16 protein-coding genes and 1 tRNA gene are annotated in these 15,869 nt (G+C 69.0%); 10 read left to right on the forward strand and 7 right to left on the reverse strand.

Annotation, left to right across the window (positions count from 1 at the left end; genetic code table 11):
- Window positions 1–47 precede the first annotated feature (47 nt).
- On the forward strand, window positions 48–734 hold the full coding sequence (locus tag QM714_RS16040; RefSeq protein ID WP_415102335.1) for a metal-dependent transcriptional regulator: 687 nt from the start codon (window positions 48–50) through the stop codon (window positions 732–734).
- 30 nt (window positions 735–764) lie between these two features.
- Here the strand turns inward: QM714_RS16040 and QM714_RS16045 are convergent, their stop codons facing one another.
- Genes QM714_RS16045 through QM714_RS16055 form a run of 3 tightly spaced genes read right to left on the reverse strand, consistent with a single transcriptional unit; the run spans window position 765 to window position 3,836 of the window.
- A complete protein-coding gene (locus tag QM714_RS16045; RefSeq protein WP_415102337.1) occupies window positions 765–1,631 on the reverse strand; it encodes a Sir2 family NAD-dependent protein deacetylase in 867 nt (288 codons plus the stop codon).
- A complete protein-coding gene (locus QM714_RS16050; RefSeq protein WP_415102339.1) occupies window positions 1,621–1,890 on the reverse strand; it encodes a DUF2277 domain-containing protein in 270 nt (89 codons plus the stop codon). The genes QM714_RS16045 and QM714_RS16050 overlap by 11 nt, the downstream gene beginning before the upstream one ends.
- A 32-nt stretch (window positions 1,891–1,922) precedes the next feature.
- Window positions 1,923–3,836, reverse strand: a complete 1,914-nt coding sequence (locus QM714_RS16055; RefSeq protein ID WP_415102341.1) for a beta-propeller domain-containing protein — start codon at window positions 3,834–3,836, stop codon at window positions 1,923–1,925.
- 135 nt (window positions 3,837–3,971) lie between these two features.
- On the opposite strand from QM714_RS16055, the gene QM714_RS16060 reads away from it, so the two are divergent.
- The 3 genes from QM714_RS16060 (at window position 3,972) to QM714_RS16070 (ending at window position 5,928) form a co-directional block, all read left to right on the forward strand.
- Window positions 3,972–5,144, forward strand: a complete 1,173-nt coding sequence (locus QM714_RS16060) for a saccharopine dehydrogenase family protein (RefSeq protein WP_415102343.1) — start codon at window positions 3,972–3,974, stop codon at window positions 5,142–5,144.
- Between the two features lie 35 nt (window positions 5,145–5,179).
- Window positions 5,180–5,252 (forward strand) — tRNA-Arg (locus QM714_RS16065).
- 109 nt (window positions 5,253–5,361) lie between these two features.
- A complete protein-coding gene (locus QM714_RS16070; RefSeq protein ID WP_415102345.1) occupies window positions 5,362–5,928 on the forward strand; it encodes a hypothetical protein in 567 nt (188 codons plus the stop codon).
- Between the two features lie 258 nt (window positions 5,929–6,186).
- Here the strand turns inward: QM714_RS16070 and QM714_RS16075 are convergent, their stop codons facing one another.
- Both QM714_RS16075 and QM714_RS16080 read right to left on the reverse strand, forming a co-directional pair.
- Window positions 6,187–6,345, reverse strand: coding sequence for a hypothetical protein (locus tag QM714_RS16075; protein WP_415102347.1), 159 nt, complete (start codon window positions 6,343–6,345; stop codon window positions 6,187–6,189).
- Window positions 6,342–7,067 carry a hypothetical protein gene (locus QM714_RS16080; protein WP_415102349.1) on the reverse strand — a complete coding sequence of 242 codons (726 nt, stop codon included), beginning with the start codon at window positions 7,065–7,067 and terminating at the stop codon, window positions 6,342–6,344. Before QM714_RS16080 ends, QM714_RS16075 begins: the two co-directional genes overlap by 4 nt.
- Window positions 7,068–7,248: 181 nt before the next feature.
- On the opposite strand from QM714_RS16080, the gene QM714_RS16085 reads away from it, so the two are divergent.
- Complete coding sequence (locus QM714_RS16085; protein WP_415102350.1) at window positions 7,249–8,388, forward strand: sensor histidine kinase; 1,140 nt, start codon at window positions 7,249–7,251, stop codon at window positions 8,386–8,388.
- Window positions 8,385–9,038 (forward strand): response regulator, encoded by a 654-nt coding sequence (locus QM714_RS16090; protein WP_415102351.1) that lies wholly within the window; start codon window positions 8,385–8,387, stop codon window positions 9,036–9,038. The genes QM714_RS16085 and QM714_RS16090 overlap by 4 nt, the downstream gene beginning before the upstream one ends.
- 81 nt (window positions 9,039–9,119) lie before the next feature.
- Here QM714_RS16090 and QM714_RS16095 read toward each other — a convergent pair whose 3' ends face one another.
- A complete protein-coding gene (locus QM714_RS16095; protein ID WP_415102352.1) occupies window positions 9,120–10,283 on the reverse strand; it encodes a glycoside hydrolase family 32 protein in 1,164 nt (387 codons plus the stop codon).
- 173 nt (window positions 10,284–10,456) lie between these two features.
- Here QM714_RS16095 and QM714_RS16100 point away from each other — a divergent pair, with 173 nt between their 5' ends.
- The 4 genes from QM714_RS16100 (at window position 10,457) to QM714_RS16115 (ending at window position 15,136) form a co-directional block, all read left to right on the forward strand.
- Window positions 10,457–11,389, forward strand: coding sequence for an ABC transporter ATP-binding protein (locus tag QM714_RS16100; protein ID WP_415102353.1), 933 nt, complete (start codon window positions 10,457–10,459; stop codon window positions 11,387–11,389).
- Complete coding sequence (locus QM714_RS16105) at window positions 11,389–12,528, forward strand: ABC transporter permease (protein WP_415102354.1); 1,140 nt, start codon at window positions 11,389–11,391, stop codon at window positions 12,526–12,528. The genes QM714_RS16100 and QM714_RS16105 overlap by 1 nt, the downstream gene beginning before the upstream one ends.
- Window positions 12,525–13,694 (forward strand): ABC transporter permease, encoded by a 1,170-nt coding sequence (locus QM714_RS16110; protein ID WP_415102355.1) that lies wholly within the window; start codon window positions 12,525–12,527, stop codon window positions 13,692–13,694. Before QM714_RS16105 ends, QM714_RS16110 begins: the two co-directional genes overlap by 4 nt.
- 173 nt (window positions 13,695–13,867) lie before the next feature.
- The gene (locus QM714_RS16115; RefSeq protein ID WP_415102356.1) at window positions 13,868–15,136 is read left to right on the forward strand and encodes an LCP family protein; all 1,269 of its coding nucleotides are present in this window, start codon (window positions 13,868–13,870) and stop codon (window positions 15,134–15,136) included.
- Window positions 15,137–15,489: 353 nt separating this feature from the next.
- On the opposite strand, the gene QM714_RS16120 is transcribed toward QM714_RS16115, so the two are convergent.
- On the reverse strand, window positions 15,490–15,840 hold the full coding sequence (locus tag QM714_RS16120; protein WP_415102357.1) for an MscL family protein: 351 nt from the start codon (window positions 15,838–15,840) through the stop codon (window positions 15,490–15,492).
- Between the last annotated feature and the right edge of the window lie 29 nt (window positions 15,841–15,869).

The following is a 15,869-nucleotide window of genomic DNA, read 5'->3' on the forward strand; positions in this document are numbered from 1 at the left end:
GCAAACCGCACCGTGCCCGCGCCGCGCAGATAGGCAACAATGGCCGGGTGAGCGACCTCATCGACACCACCGAGATGTATCTCCGCACGATTTACGAATTGGAGGAGGAGGGCATCGTGCCCTTGCGAGCACGCATCGCCGAGCGTCTGCACCAGTCCGGGCCGACCGTCTCGCAGACGGTGGCCAGGATGGAGCGCGACGGGCTGGTGGAGGTGCAGGGTGACCGTCACCTCGAGCTCACCGACGAGGGTCACCAGCTCGCGGTGCGGGTGATGCGCAAGCACCGGCTCGCCGAGCGGCTCCTGGTCGACGTGATCGGACTCGAGTGGGAGCAGGTCCACGCAGAGGCGTGCCGGTGGGAGCACGTGATGTCCGAGGCCGTGGAGAAGCGGCTGCTGGAGCTGCTGGACAATCCGACCGAGTCTCCCTACGGCAACCCGATCCCCGGGCTCGACGAGTTGGGCAACGCCCCGAGCGAGGAGTTCCTCGATGGCGTGGAGCCGGTGGCGAAGCTCGCTGGTGCGGAGCGGTCGCTGGTCCTGGTCCGCCGGATCGCCGAGGAGTTGCAGAAGGACGAGCGCCTGATGGCGACGCTGCAGCGGGTCGGCGCGCTCCCCGACCGCGCCGTCTCGGTGCAGGCGACCGAGGACGGGATCTTGATCGGCTCGGGTGGCGAGTCCGCCGAGATCGACTTCGACGCCGCCGAGCACATTTTCGGTCGGGTCTCCAGCTGAGCTGACCGGACGGGCCGGCAGGCTCCTCCGTCAGGCGCGCGCTGCTGCCCGCTCGAGGGCGGTGAGGAACTCGCTGCACCCGGTCTCGAGCCGGGCTGTGGCCAGGTCGTCTCCCCGGGTAGGACCGCGGTTGGCGATCACGATCGGCACACCAGCTTTGGCCGTTCGCCGGACGAACCGCAGACCGCTCATCACGGTGAGTGAGGAGCCCACCACCAGCAGCGCACCGTCGACCTCGGCGAGGTGGTCGACCGCGCCGTAGCAGGTCGCCACCCGCTCCGCCGGGACGTTCTCCCCGAAGAACACCACGTCAGGTTTGAGCGCGCCGCCGCATGCGTCGCACGCCGCTACGACGAACTCCTCGGTGCGGTCCAGCTCGACGTCGCCGTCGGGTCGAATCTGCACCCTGCCGGCCTGATCGAGGAAGCCGGGGTTGAGCGCCGCCAGTCTGGCCTGCAGACCCTCGCGGGCGGTGACGCGGCGACAGCCGAGGCAGACCACGTCGGCGATCCGGCCGTGCAGCGCCACCATCGGCGCACTGCCCGCGCGCTCGTGGAGGCCGTCGACGTTCTGGGTGATGAGCAGACGGGGCGCGATGCTGGCCAGGGCGCGATGGCCGTCGTTCGGCTCGGCACCACCCATGGTCGCCCAGCCCACGAATGCCCGCGCCCAGTAGCGCTGCTGGGCGACCGGTCCGGAGCAGAACTCCTGATAGGTCATCGGGGTCCGGACCTGGCGGCCGGGGCCGCGATAGTCGGGTATCCCGGAGTCGGTCGAAAGGCCGGCGCCGGTGAGCACGACCAGCGGGCGCCCGGTCAGCAGACCCAGCGCTGCGGCGTACTCATCCCGCTCGTCTCGTCGCGAGAGCACCCCGACCGTCGGTCGGTCAGCGGGCATAGCGCGCCTGGGCTCGCGCTTGAGCCTTGGCCGCCTCGACCTCACGATCCTTGGCCGGCGCGGTCGTCACCAACGCATCGAGGAGCTCTTGGGTCGCCTTGGCGACCTTCGCCACCGCGGCGTCGAAGGCCGCCTGGTTGGCCTGGGACGGGTGGGTCGACCCACTCACCTTGCGGACGTACTGCAAGGCGGCGGCGCCGACCTCGTCCTGGGTCGCCGGAGGCTCGAAGTTGTGGAGCGTGCGGATGTTGCGACACATGTGGTCGAGGGTACGTCGACCTGCGACAGGGGTCAGCCTTCTCCCGGTGCGAGGTCGAAGAAGGTGACGCCGTCACTGTCGGAGAGGATGACCCGGCCGCCGGGGAGGGGGACCAGGCGGACCTGGTCCACCCGCCAACGGGCGCTGATGTCCCGAGTCCAGGTCTGTAGCTGACCGTCCTCGACGTGGATGACCGCGACGGCGGCTCGCCGGCCCCAGTTGTGGGAGAGGACGGTCAGGGCAGTGCGCTGGTCGGGCAGCCAGGTGAACTGCCGCGGATCGTTGCCGGCCTGCGCCTCGGTCCGGCCACCGAAGCTGGTGGCGTCGAGCTGACGGACATCGGTCAGGTCGTCGACGTCGAAGAGGGCCGCCTGGGCGCCGTGCGTAGCGCCACGTCGATCCGCTGCCATGCCGATGCCGAGCAGGCGGTGCTGACCGAGTGGGTGGAGGTAGTCGGAGAAACCCGGGATCTTCAAGGCGCTCAGCAGAGCGGGATCGGCGGGGTCGCTGAGGTCGATGGCGAAGAGCGGGTCGACCTGGCGGAAGGTCACCACAATGGCCAGGTCGTCGAACCAGCGGACGGACTGGATCTGCTCACCTCGCCCGAGGCCGTCGAGGCGGCCGATCTCAACAAGCCGGCTTCCGCGCTCGGCGAGGGTCACCACGGCATTCGCATTCCCCATCCCGGCGGAAGGGCCGACTGCCAGTCGGAGCACCCCGTCGGCCTCGTCCATCGCCCAGCGGTCGGTCACGGTCCCGGTGACCATGCCGGAGGCGACATAGGTGGCGTCGGCGCCGTTGAGCGCGAAGGCGTAGAGGCGGGTGCGTTGCGGCCTCGGGGCGATCCTGACGTCGGTCAGGCCGCAGCACGGTCCCGGTCCGAAGGACTCCCAGCCGTCGGTGGCCAGATAGAGGCGGTCGGTAGACATATAGGTGGTCTGCGAGGAGGTCGTCACGCCGGTGCTGGTCCACGTGCTCGGCTCGTCGAGGTCGAAGCCGGAGATCACCATGGTCCCGAGACCCGCCTCGACCTTGGGGATCGCGATCTGGGAGCAGTCGAGCAGGGGGCGCTTGTCGGCGCTGTCACCCGAGGACGACGTGAGCGTCGGCAGCCAGTCGGCGATGCTGCTGTTGCGGACGACCTGCCTGTTGTGGCGCAGTGCCCAGCGGGCGCCGTGACCCTTGCCGGGACTCACGAAATCCAGATCGGGCAGCTGGGCGCTCAGCACCAGGCGCACAACATCGTCGGTCTGCCGCGCCGTCACCAGACTGGCGTCGACCGTGAACGAGTCTGTGATCTTGATCGAGGCAGGGTCGGCGATGTCGAGGACGATCAGCGCGGCAGTGTCGACAGTCGGGATCAACCGCATCGGTTGGGGCTTCGCGGCGGTGTGGGCGGCGGCACTGCCGATGACCAGGACCCGGTCTCCGGAGAGAAGCAGCTCGGCATTGTCGATGCGGGAGAGCCGGATCCGGTCCAGCAGCACGGGCCGGTCGCCCGTGACGTCGTACGTCGTCAGCGCGCGGCCGTCGACCCGGACCAGGATGTGCCCGTCGGTCTTGACGATGTCGGGTTCGTCGACACCGGCCTCCTGCACGTTGGTGCCGGTCTCGCTCGCCTGGGCTCGGTTCGTGGCGGGTGCGGCTTGCGTCGGCAGAGGGGCGAACTGGTCTCGATAGGTCAGCTCGGTGGGCCAGACGCCGTTCCAGCCCCAGGCAGTGACCTGCTTGACGCCGTGGCGGACATACCAATCCAACAGCTCGTCGCAGGTCGCGGGGGAGCGCAGGGCGGCGTTCGCGAGCCGCAGATCGGTCGCGTCCGAGCGCGACCCTCCGGCTGACTCCGCATCGCTCAGGCAGCCCGCCAGCAGCGGAGTGAGCAGGACTGCTGCGGTGGCGGCCGCGACGCTGGTGCGGACGCTCCCGGTGCGAGCATTTCCGGCCATGATCTCCCCCTGAGCTGGTCGGCAACGGACTGCTTGTTCCTCGATCAGACGCGCCGTCGATCGGTGCGGTTCCCTGGCGGTCGACGGTTCGGGCGCGGTGGATCGGCCGTCGGGCTGGGGTGTCACGATGGGTCCATGGCTGCAGACCGAGAGTTCGACATCGTGCTGTTCGGGGCGACCGGGTTCACCGGTGGCTTGACGGCGCACTATCTCGCCGAGCACGCACCCGAGGGGCTCACCTGGGCGATCGCCGGGCGCAACGAGGAGAAGCTCGCCGCGGTCCGTGACCAGGTGACGGCGGAGCAGACGGCCGCGCCCGCGCTGGTGACGGCCGACGCGTCCGACCCGGACTCCCTGGCGGCGCTGGCGGCGCGGGCACGGGTCGTCATCTCGACCGTGGGTCCCTACCTGACGTACGGCGAGCCGGTCGTCGCCGCGTGTGCGCAGGCCGGCACCGACTACGTCGACCTGACCGGCGAGCCCGAGTTCGTCGACCGGATGTGGCTGAACCACCACACCACGGCCGTCGAGACGGGCGCCCGGCTGGTGCATGCCTGTGGCTTCGACTCCGTGCCGCACGATCTCGGCGCCTACTTCACCGTCCAGCAGCTCGACCCGGACAAGCCGCTGAGGCTGCGCGGCGTGGTCCGCTCCAACGGATCGTTCTCCGGCGGCACCTTCCACTCCGCGATGACGGCGTTGTCCCGCGCGCGACAGATGAAGGAGGCGTCCGCAACCCGCCGCCGGGTCGAGGGCCGGCCGGCGGGGCGCAGCTCCCGGGCCGTTGCGGGGAAGCCCCATCGCGACCCGCGGCTGGGCTACTGGCTCCTTCCGCTGCCCACCATCGATCCGATCATCGTGGTCCGCAGCGGTGCGGCCCTGACGTCGTACGGCCCCGACTTCCGCTACTCCCACTATGCCGGCACCAAGACCCTCCGGTATGCCGCTGGCGGCGCCACCGCGGTCGGACTGCTCGGCGTCGCGGCGCGGATCGAGCTGACGCGCGACCTGCTGATGGGACGGATCCACAGCGGCGACGGGCCGGACCAGGAGCGGCGGGACAAGTCCTGGTTCACCGTCGACTTCGTGGGCGAGGACGGCGACCAGATGGTGCACACGCGCGTCTCGGGCGGCGACCCCGGCTACAGCGAAACAGCGAAGATGCTGGCCGAGTCCGCCCTCTGCCTCGCGCTCGACGACAACCCCGAGGCCGCCGGTCAGCTGACCACCGCCGTGGCGATGGGCGACAGCCTGCTGGCCAGGCTGCAGCGGGCCGGCATGAACTTCGAGGTCGTCGAACCGGCGTGACAAGATGACCGACGGCCGGTCCTTCCGGTCAGGAGGCCCCCGTAGCTCAGTGGATAGAGCAGCCGCCTCCTAAGCGAAAGGTCGTAGGTTCGACTCCTACCGGGGGCACCCAACGATTTCTAGGCTTGTGAACATGACTCCTGAGGATGTGCGCCAACTAGCACGGACGGCGCACGATCGGTGGGCTGAACTTGAGTTGGTGCACCGATCGGATCGCATGGAGGTGCATGCCGTGCTGCGGCACGGCGAACTCGACGGCGTTCGGCTCTTGGACGGTCAACGCCTCCGTGAGCGTGGTGCGCCGGCTTCTTCGTGGACGGTGCGGCCGCTGGAACCCTATGCGACCAACTACCAGTGGTCGGCGATGCTCGACCCGTACGAGCTGAACGAGGATGCCGTTAGCCGCATTGCAGTCGCGCTTAGACAGATGTTCCGCAACCGGGCCGAGCGAAGGCTCTACAAGGCCGCTTCCGCCGACCTACCAGCACTCCGAGAAGACGAACGCTGGGAATCGTTGATGAGCCCTGCCGCCAGCGGCATCGCATCCAGCGATGTCGATGGGTACGTCGCGGCTGCCGACCTGCCGGGGTTGGAACGCGCGTTCCTGCTCATGCCCGCCGCCGACGACGGCAACGTGGTGATCCACGTTCTCTCAGAAGGTCAGAGGGCTTACCCGGACTCCAAGTTGCGACTCGCCGCCGACCTCGCCGACCAGCGTGGAGCTCGCGAGGAACTGCGGGCGGCTGAACTCCTGCGAGAAGTGTCGGAGGAACATGGAAGGTGAAGAGATGATTGTCCTTCCCACCATGCCGCCCGAGCAGACCGCGTCATGGCTTGGGGTGCTGGACCTCTACGACCGCCTGTCCGAGGGGTGGACACTGATCGGGGGCCAGCTCGTTCATCTCCACTGCGCTGAACGCGGCCAGTTCCGGTACGTCCGACCAACGACGCCGACACCGTGATCAACGTCCGGGCCGATCCGACGATCTTGGCTACCTTCACCGAGACACTCGAAGACCTCGGCTTCCGTTCAGCGGGTATCTCAGCGGAAGGTCGCCAGCATCGCTGGGAGCGGGGCGATGCCTCGATTGACGTGCTCCTTCCCGAAGGTGTCGGTGAACGGGCGAGCGAGCGGAAAGGTGCGACCGGAAGCCCGACCCTGCCCACCCAAGGCGGCATCAGCGCACGGCCACGATGTCACCGGCTCGTCCTCAGCCAGTGCCAGGCCACCGCCCCGACCCAGAGCTCGTAGCCGAGGGTGCTCAACGCGAGGATCGGGAAGAGGCCACCGAACATCAGCGTCGCCGTGGCGATCAGGCCGACCGGCAACAGCGCGATCCCGATGCGTTGCAGCCAGACCGCCTCGCCGGTGAGCCGGAGCGCGGCCACGACGACGGCGATGAAGAAGAGCCGCGGGAGGACGGAGAAGGCCAGCGAGTACGGCGCGATGGAGTCCCAGCCGGCGAGCATGCGGACATCGGTCCCCTTCATGGCGACGTCGAGCGCCACGTCGTGGAGGACCGCTGCATAGGGCCAGATCAGGGCCAGGAGCACGCCCGAGCCGACGCCGATTGCGGCCAACGCGCCCGAGGGGTCGGCCCTGCGGAGCTTGACGTGGACGGCGCCGAGGAAGCCGATCAGTAGGGTTCCGGCCAGGACGAACGCGTAGTTGCCGGCGCGATACCAGGTCTCGGCGTCGAGCACGTCGTGACCCCAGTGGGTCGGGGTGTCTCCGAGAGTGCCGCCCTTGGGCAGCACGAAGATCGACATGCCGATCATCACGGCCAGCTGACAGATCGTGAATGCCAGGCCGAACCTCGCGCTGATCCGGGTCAGTTGTGCGTCGGCGCTGACGGGATCGGGCGGGGTCACTGCCGCCACCGGTGTCTTGGGTGTGGCTATGGGCGAGGTAGTGGTGGACATGATGGGTGAGCTCCTTCCGGGCTGACTGGGCGGCTCGAGTGAGCCGACAGAGCAGGAACCTAGGAGTCGACCGGGCTCTCGCACATCGAGCCGAGGGCGGGTTCGGACTCATCCCGCGCCGTGCGGTCACTCAGCCCGCAGGGTGATGCTCTGCGGCCGACGTGCGCACTAACCTCACCTCGTGATCCACCGGTTGCGCACCACCCGCCTCGACGCCGCTTTGGCGGTGGCGTTCTTGGTGGTCGGGCTGATCCAGGTGGAGGTGTTCCCGATCGCGGCCGTCGGACGCGGAGAGTTGTTCGCCGTCTTGTCGACGCTGCCCCTGGCCTGGCGACGTACGTTCCCGATCCAGTCGTCCCTGGTGGCCTCCGCCTCGTGGCTGATCCCCCTCGACGGGTTCCCCGTCCTGGGCCTGGTGGTCGTGATCTTGCAGTTCCTCGCCCTAGGGATGCACGGGCGCCCCCTGCGAGCAGTCGTCGCGGTCACGGCCTGGGCGTCGGCGCTCTCGGTGGTCGGCACGCTCCTCGGTCCGGAGGCACCCGTGGCCGCGATCGGCGGCGTGCTCGCGGTCGTCGCACCCGTCCTGGCCGGGCTGGCGGTTCGCCACGAACGGCGCCAGAAGCAGGCGCTGGCCGAGCTGGCCGACCAACTGCGCGCGGAGCGGGCCAGGGCCGAGCAGGACGCGATCGACCTCGAACGCTCCCGCATCGCCCAGGAGCTCCACGACGTCGTCGGGCACGACGTGACCCTGATCGCGATCCAAGCGGAGGCCGCCGCGGCAGCCTTGCGCGTCTCGGGGCCGCAGGCCACCACATCGGTCGAAGCGATCCGTGCCACCGCCCATCACACGATGACCCAGATCCGTGCGGTTCTCGACGTGCTCGCACCCTGGGCTGGCCAGGGCCACCCGGGCCCCGAGAGCCCGTCGGAGCTCGCGGATCGTGCGCGCGCCGCCGGCATCGACAACACGCTCGCAGTGACCGGCACTCCACCCACCGACCAGGAGCCCGTCACGCTCGCCGTCAACCGGATCCTGCGCGAGTGCCTGACGAACGCCGGCAAACACGCACCCGGACAGCCGGTGACGCTCACCGTCGACTGGTCGCCCGACGCCGTCGAGCTCCGGTCGACCAACCCCACCGACGCCCTCACGCTCACACCGACGCCCGGCCGAGGCCTGACCGGGATCCGTCATCGCGCCGAACTCCTCGGCGGAACCTCGAACACCACCGTCGCGAACGGCCAGTTCGAGGTGCAGGTCAAGATCCCCGCTCGGCGCCCCGCGCCAGCCGGTGGCTCCACCCACCAGGAGCGGACATGACCCGGGTTCTCGTCGTCGACGATCAGGACCTGGTGCGCCACGGGCTGCGGACGATCCTCGAGCTCGGGGGCGTCGAGGTCGTCGGGGAGGCCGCCGACGGCGCCGATGCCGTGGCGGCTGCGAAGCGGCTGCAGCCTGACGTGGTCCTGATGGACCTGCGCATGCCGGGTATCGACGGCGTCGAAGCAACCCGTCGGATCACCGAAACGTCCGGGCCTCCCGTCGTCGTCCTGACCACGTTCGACACCGACCAGCACGTCGTCGACGCGATCCGTGCCGGCGCGCTGGGCTTCCTGCTCAAGGACGTGACGTCCGATGCGCTGCTGGACGCGGTTCACCGCGCCGCAACCGGGCAACCGGTGATCGCACCAGCCATCCTCGCGCGTCTGATGGACCACTTCTCCAGTCGCCCTCCCACCGCGCCCGCAGCACCACCCGGTCTGACCGACCTCAGTGACCGGGAGCGGGAGATCCTCGCCCTCATCGGTGCCGGGCTCTCCAACGCCGAGATCGCCGACGACCTCGTCATCAGCATGGCCACCGTCAAGACCCACGTCCGACACGTCTTCGCCAAGCTCGGTGCCCGCGACCGTGTCCAAGCCGTCGTCATCGCCCGCGACGTCGGCCTCCACCGCCCCCCTCGGAGTTAACTCGGTCCCGATTGGGTGATCTTCGTGGTGAAAACACCCAATCTGGACCGTATCAACTCGAGCGACCGGCCCGAACGACGATCAGGGTTCGATGGCGAGGCCTGCGACACCGTCAGGGCCGAAGATCTCGAGGGTGGGGCCGTCGAGGAGGATGTGGACCGGACCTCCGTCACACGGCATGGAGAACGCGGCCCCACCCCGGCTCACGGTGAGGACGCCGCCCCCCACCTCGAGGGTGGCGTCGCCCGCCTCGGTCGTGACGACGGCGCCGTCGGCGGGGAGGTCGAGGGTGCGGACGGCAGCGGCGACGGCCGGGTGGGGCTCGAGCACCAGTCGTTCGCCGTCCAGCGCGACCACGTGGGGCACGGAGTGGGCGCCGGCCCAGCCCGCCGGCACGTCCGCAACGTCGCGCAGCCAGTGCAGCAGGCAGGGTCGGCCGTCGGCGTCGACGAAGGCAGAGGCGGCGTAGTGGGACGGGCCGTAGGTGAACCGTTGCCACGGACCCGTCGACTCGAATCGGCCGTCGGTCAGGTCCCCGACGACGCCGGCGACATAGCGGGTCAGTCCGTCGGCCCAGACCGAGACGACCAACACCCACCGGTCACCGACCCGGAGCAGCTGCGGACACTCCCAGGCGGTGCCGGTCCACACCGGGTCGTCCTCGGTCGCCGGTCGGGCTGCCAGGATGCCGTCGAAGCTCCACGCCGTCAGATCTGGTGACGTCCACGACAACGCGAGTGCGGTCCCGGTGGTGGTGCCGCCGCCGACGATCATCTGCCACCGGTCGCCGTGGCGGAAGACGAAGGGGTCGCGCACCTCGACCAGGTCCATCCCCTCGGGAGGCGCGGCGACCACGGTGCCCTTCTGCCAGGTCTCCCAGCTCTCGTCGGTCGGCCTGGCGATCCTGACCCGCGCGAGCCCCGGATCACTGGTAGTCACGGAGGTGTAGAAGGCGACGGCGTCGCCGTCCTCGCCGATCACGACGGAGCCCGACCAGATCCCGTCGTCGTCCTCGTCGGGCGCGAGCACCGTGGGCAGCTCGGTCCAGTGCACCAGGTCCGGGCTGGTCGCGTGTCCCCAGTGTTGGCCGAGCTGCCACTCCGTGGAGTCCGGCACCCGCTGGAAGAAGTAGTGGTAGCGATCGCCGCGCCACACGACGCCGTACGGATCGTTGATCCAGCCCTGCCGCGGGGTGAAATGCAGGCGTGGCCGACGGTCGGTCGCGGCGGCAGCGGTCTCCTCCATGGCGACACAGTATGGCCACGGAGGCACGGCGGCCGACCACCCGGTCGACGTTGGACGCCGCATGACCGCCCGGCCGTGTGGGTATGGTCATGGAGAAGCCCAGCTCGACGCTCCGGGAGGCGATAGTGGCTGAGTCCAAGCCCGATCCGAGGTCTGTGTCAACGGGGGAGCCCATGCTCGCCGTGGCCGGGCTGGCCAAGTCGTACGGCGACCAGCAGGCCGTCGTCGACCTCTCCTTCGACGTAGCCGTCGGTGAGACCTTCGGCCTGCTCGGTCCGAACGGTGCCGGCAAGACCACCACCATCTCGATGATCTGTGGCCTGCTGGCGCCCGACGCCGGCTCGATCCGGGTGGCTGGCGTCGAGATCAGTCCCGACTCGGTGGAGGGGCGGGAGCTGATCGGCTACGTGCCGCAGGAGATCGCGCTCTACCCCGACCTCAACGGCCGCGACAACCTCGCCTTCTTCGGCCGGCTCTACGGGCTGTCGGGTGCCCCCGCGCGGGAGCGGATCGCCGAGACGCTCGAGTTGGTCGGTCTCACCGAGCGGGCGGGGGACCGGGTCAAGGAGTATTCGGGCGGCATGCAGCGTCGGCTCAACATCGCCGCGGGTCTGCTGCACCGACCTCGGCTGCTGATCCTCGACGAGCCGACTGTGGGCATCGACCCGCAGAGCCGCAACGCGATCCTGGAGGCGGTGGCGGCCCTCGGCGAGCAGGGGATGAGCGTGCTCTACACCACCCACTACATGGAGGAGGCCGAACGGCTGTGTCGCCGAGTCGGCATCGTCGACCACGGTCGGATGCTGGCCTGCGGCACCCGGCGCGAGCTGGTGGCGCTGGTCGAGGAGCGTGCTCAGATCACGGTGGCGGTCGCCTCTGACGCGGCGGGTGTCCGGGGCACGTTGAGCGGACGGGCTGGCCTCGTCGATGTCACCGCCACCGACGACCGGACGGTGGTGTGCATGGTCGAGGATGCCTCGGCCCAGCTGCCGTTGATCGTCCAGACGATCACCGAGAGCGGCGCGGTGGTCACCGATGTCCGCGTGGAGGAGCCGACGCTGGACTCGGTGTTCCTGCACATCACCGGCACCGCCCTCCGGGACTGATGGCTCGCATGCTTCTGTTCACCCTCTTCGCCCGCGACTTCCGCGCTCGACTGCGCGACCGCTCGGCGATCGTGTTGGCGCTGCTCGCACCTGCCGCGCTGATGACGGTGCTGTCGATGCTCGCCCAGGGACCGGACATCGAGAAGGTGCCGGTCGGGGTCGTGCTCGGTGACTCGCCGTTGGCCTCGGCGCTATCCGATGGTCCGCTGGCTGCTCTGGAGCGAGACGGCACTCTGCGCACCAAGGAGTACGACGACGAGGCGGCGTTGCGTGCCGCGATCGACGACGACGCGGTGGACGCGGGGATCTCGGTGACGCGCTCCGGTGACGCGGTGACGATCCTCGCCGACGCCGGATCGCCGATCGCGGGCGCGATCGTCGAAGCGGTCACCCGCTCGACCGCGATCACCGTCGACGGCGTCCGGCAGGCCATCGCCGCCGAGGAGTCGCTGGGCACGTCCGCCGACCCGACTCAGGTGGCGACCGCGGTCATCGCACATCCGGCTCCCGCCCAGGTGGTCGACGCCACCGGTGCTGACGGGATCAACGCCAAGACACAGGTCGGCGCGGGGATGGCCACCTTCTTCTTGTTCTTCACCGTCCAGTTCGGTGTGCTGGGCCTGCTGGAAGAGCGTCGCCTCGGCACCCTGCCGCGCATCTTGGTGGCACCGGTGCCCCGGTGGCAGGTCGTCATCAGCAAGGTGCTGGTCAGCTTCGTGCTGGGCCTGGCGTCGATGACGGCGCTGCTGATCTTCGCGAGCACACTGCTGGGTGCCCACTTCGGAAGCCCATTCGGGGTGGCACTGCTCGTCGTCTCCGGGGTCTCGGCCGCGGTCGCGACGGTCTCCTGCGTGGTCGGTCTGTCTCGCACCGCCGAGCAGGCCGGCGCGATCCAGTCCGGGGTCGCGCTGGTGCTCGGGATCCTCGGCGGCTCCTTCTTCTCCCTCGCCCGCGCTGGTGGACTGGCCGGGATCGCTACCCGGGCCACGCCCCACTACTGGTTCAACGAGGGCCTGGTCCGACTCTCCGGTGGGCAGAGTTGGACGCACGCGCTGCCTCCGGTGGCGGCGCTGCTCGCCTTCACCGTGATCGTCGGAGTGCCGGGGCTCCTGCTCGCCGGTCGGACGGTGCGGCCATGAGTTCCGCCCGAAAGCCGAGCCCACCTGACGTCGTACTCTCCATTGCGCGGTCCAACCTCAAGCGGCTCTTCGCGGAGCGGGCCAACCTGTTCTTCGTCGTCGTGCTGCCCCTGCTGATCGTCTTCTCCCTCGGGATCGCGATCCGGGGGGACGCCGGCGACTACCGGGTAGGTGTGGTCGACCAGCACCCGACGGCGGCGAGCCGGGCGATCACCGCGCGGATGTCGGCGAACGCCAACGTGACCGTGGTGAAGGTCGCCGACGCCCAGACCCTGCGCGACGATGTCGCCCGGCACACCCTCGACGTCGGCTGGGTGGTCGAGTCGGTGCCAGATAGTACGACGTACCGCTGGTATGACCCGGGCACCGGCAACGGCACCCAGCTCCGGACCGTGTTCACCTCGGTGGTCGAAGAGGCCGGGGTCAGGGAGACCGTGACTCATGTGGTCGCGCGGGACGCCGACGTGAGCGATCAGAAGGCCGCCGCCGCCGTCGAGAGCGCGGCCCAGGGCGCACCACCGATCAAGGTGTCGGTCGATCAGGTCGGCGACTCTGGTGACACGGTCGCAGGCATCCGTGCCGTGCTCGCGGCAGGACAGTTGAGCCTGTTCATCTTCTTGACGTCCCTCACTGGAGCGACCGCACTGCTGACCACACGCCAGCTCGGCGTGACCCGTCGGATGCGCGCGGCACCGGTCCGGGTCTCCACCATCGTCGGCGGTGAGGCGCTGGGGCGCTTTGCCGTGGCGATGGTGCAGGCGGCCATCGTGTTCTTCGGCAGCATCCTGCTCTTCGGGGTGAACTGGGTGGCGCCGGGCGCGGTGGCGCTGCTGTGCGTCGCCATGTCGGTGGTCGGGACCGGTGCGGCGATGCTGCTGGGCACACTCGGGCGCAGCGAGCAGCAGGTTGGCGCCATCGGACTGCTGCTGTCGCTGGTGCTGGGCGCCCTCGGCGGGTCGATGCAGCCGCTGGAGTTCTTCCCCGACACGCTGCGCACGGTCGCCTTCGTCACGACCCCGCACGCCTGGATGAACGACGCCTTGTGGCGGATCCTCGTGGAGGGCGAGGGGCTCGGTCAGGTCTGGCCCGCGATCCTCGTGCTCACCGCTGTCGGTGCTGCCCTGCTCGGCCTGGCGTCCTGGGCGATGGCCCGGACGCTGCGCTGAGGGGTGCCGACGAATCGTTCGATGGACCGGCGATGAGAGAACACTAAGAATCGGCTTGCGGTCGACGTCTGGGTTTTGCTAATGGGCGCGCTTCCTCCATCATTTGACAAGACATGGCACCCTCGCCGTGTCCGCAGGTTGCTCCTGCATGCGAACCCGAGGTAGTGCAACAGATGTCTGACGAGCCCAGGGTCGACGACCCGGCCGTCGACTCCACACCCCCGAACAAGAACGGTCCGGCCGAGAACGGCCTGACTGAAAATGGTGGCGGCGCGCCCAAGCGGCGTGGCAAGCCCAAGAAGCGGCACACCGTGGCGCGGGTGCTCACCGTCACCATCGTGGTGATGTCGATGGCGGTGGCGCTCTTCGTCGTCTACTCGTTCCGACACCTGAGCGGCAACCTGACCGTCGGCCCGGACATCAACAGCATCCCGGACCGACCGAAAAAGGTTATCACCGGTCCGCAGGGTCCGCTCAACATCTTGGTGATGGGTGACGACACGCGATCAGGCAAGGGCAACCACATCGACAACGAGGCCGGCGGCGGCGGTTCGGACACCACCATCTTGCTGCACCTCTCCGCCGACCGGAAGCGTGCCTACGGCATCAGCATCCCTCGCGACACCATGGTGGACCGTCCCGCCTGCGACGACGGCAAGATCCCGGCGGCGACCTACCAGCAGTGGAACGCCGCCTACGCTCTCGGCGGTCCGCTATGCACGATCCACCAGTTGGAGAGCCTGACCGACATTCGCATCGACCACTACGTCGTGGTGAAGTTCGCCGGCTTCAAGGGCATGGTCGACGCCATCGGCGGGGTCGAGGTCTGCGTGCCCGAGGAGATCGACGACCCTGTCGCGCACATCCACTTCGACAAGGGCACCTACAAGGTGACCGGTGATCAGGCACTCTCCTATGTCCGCGTGCGGCACGGCGTCGGCAATGGCTCCGACATCGGCCGGACCAGGCGTCAACAAGCCTTCATTGCCTCCATGGCGAACCAAGTCATCTCGGCTGGCACGCTGACCCGGCCGGACCGGGTCCTCCGCTTTCTCAACGCCGCCACCAAGTCACTGCAGGTCGATGAGGGGCTGAGCAACCTCGGCAAGATCGCCGCCCTGGGCTATGAGTTCCGGCATATCAACCCCAGCGACATCCAGTTCATCACCATCCCGTGGATGGCCGACCCCAACGACCCCAACCGAGTCGTCTTCGCGCCCGAAGCCCAGCAGGTGTGGAAGAAGCTCCGCAACGACCAGCCGCTGACCAAGCAGCTGACCTCCACCGCGATCAACGCCGGCAAGCCCCCGGGCTCCACGCAGAGTTCGTCTCCGGGCTCGTCGGGCACCGGACGACCGAACCAGAGCCAGTCGCCGTCGTCGTCGCCGAGCGACTCGGCCGCCAACGAGGAGCTGGCCAGCGTCGGTCTGTGCACCTCGTGACCGACGAGCCCGCCCCCCGGGCCACCGCCCCGCAGTCAGCCACTCCGGCCAACGCGGATGGGCAACTCGACGAGCCCGGCTCCGTTGAGTCCGAGTGGCGACGCCGAAAGCGTCTCGCAGAGGTGTTCGGGGACGTCCTTCCCGACACGACTCGCGACGAACGCTCTACGGACTCAACCGGCCCGGATGCGCCCGACGCCGACGAGTCCGCCTCGGACGCCTGGCTCCGCCGCCAGGTGCCACCGCACCACGGCTGATCGCATCCTGAGTTGGACGGTATGGAGTGACGCCGTCTAACGCGGCGGGTGGGCCGCTAACTCAGCGCGTGGGCCACGAGATCCGACGGGCGAGGCCTAGGAGGACTGCTGGGCCTTGAGCAGGTCGCGGATCTCGGTGAGCAGGGCGACGTCCTCGGCGGGGCCTGCAGGCTCGTCGGGGAAGTACTTCTCCTTGGCCTTGGTGTAGGGCAGCACCACGAAGAAGTAGACGACGGCGGCCAAGATCACGAACGCGACCACGGCGTTGAGGAACGCGCCGAAGGTGTTCACCTTGTTGCTGAAGATCTTGTCCAGGCTGGAAGGCATCTGGGCGGTCAGCCAGTTGGTGAACGTGGTCACCACTGCGGCGAACGAGGTGCCGACGATCACGGCGACCGCGAGGTCGACCAGATTTCCGCGCAGGATGAAGTTCTTGAAGCCAGACATGTCAGACAGTCTCCTTGCGCAGCCCCGAT

The organism is Nocardioides sp., from assembly GCF_047602075.1.
In the GTDB taxonomy this organism is placed as follows: domain Bacteria; phylum Actinomycetota; class Actinomycetes; order Propionibacteriales; family Nocardioidaceae; genus Nocardioides.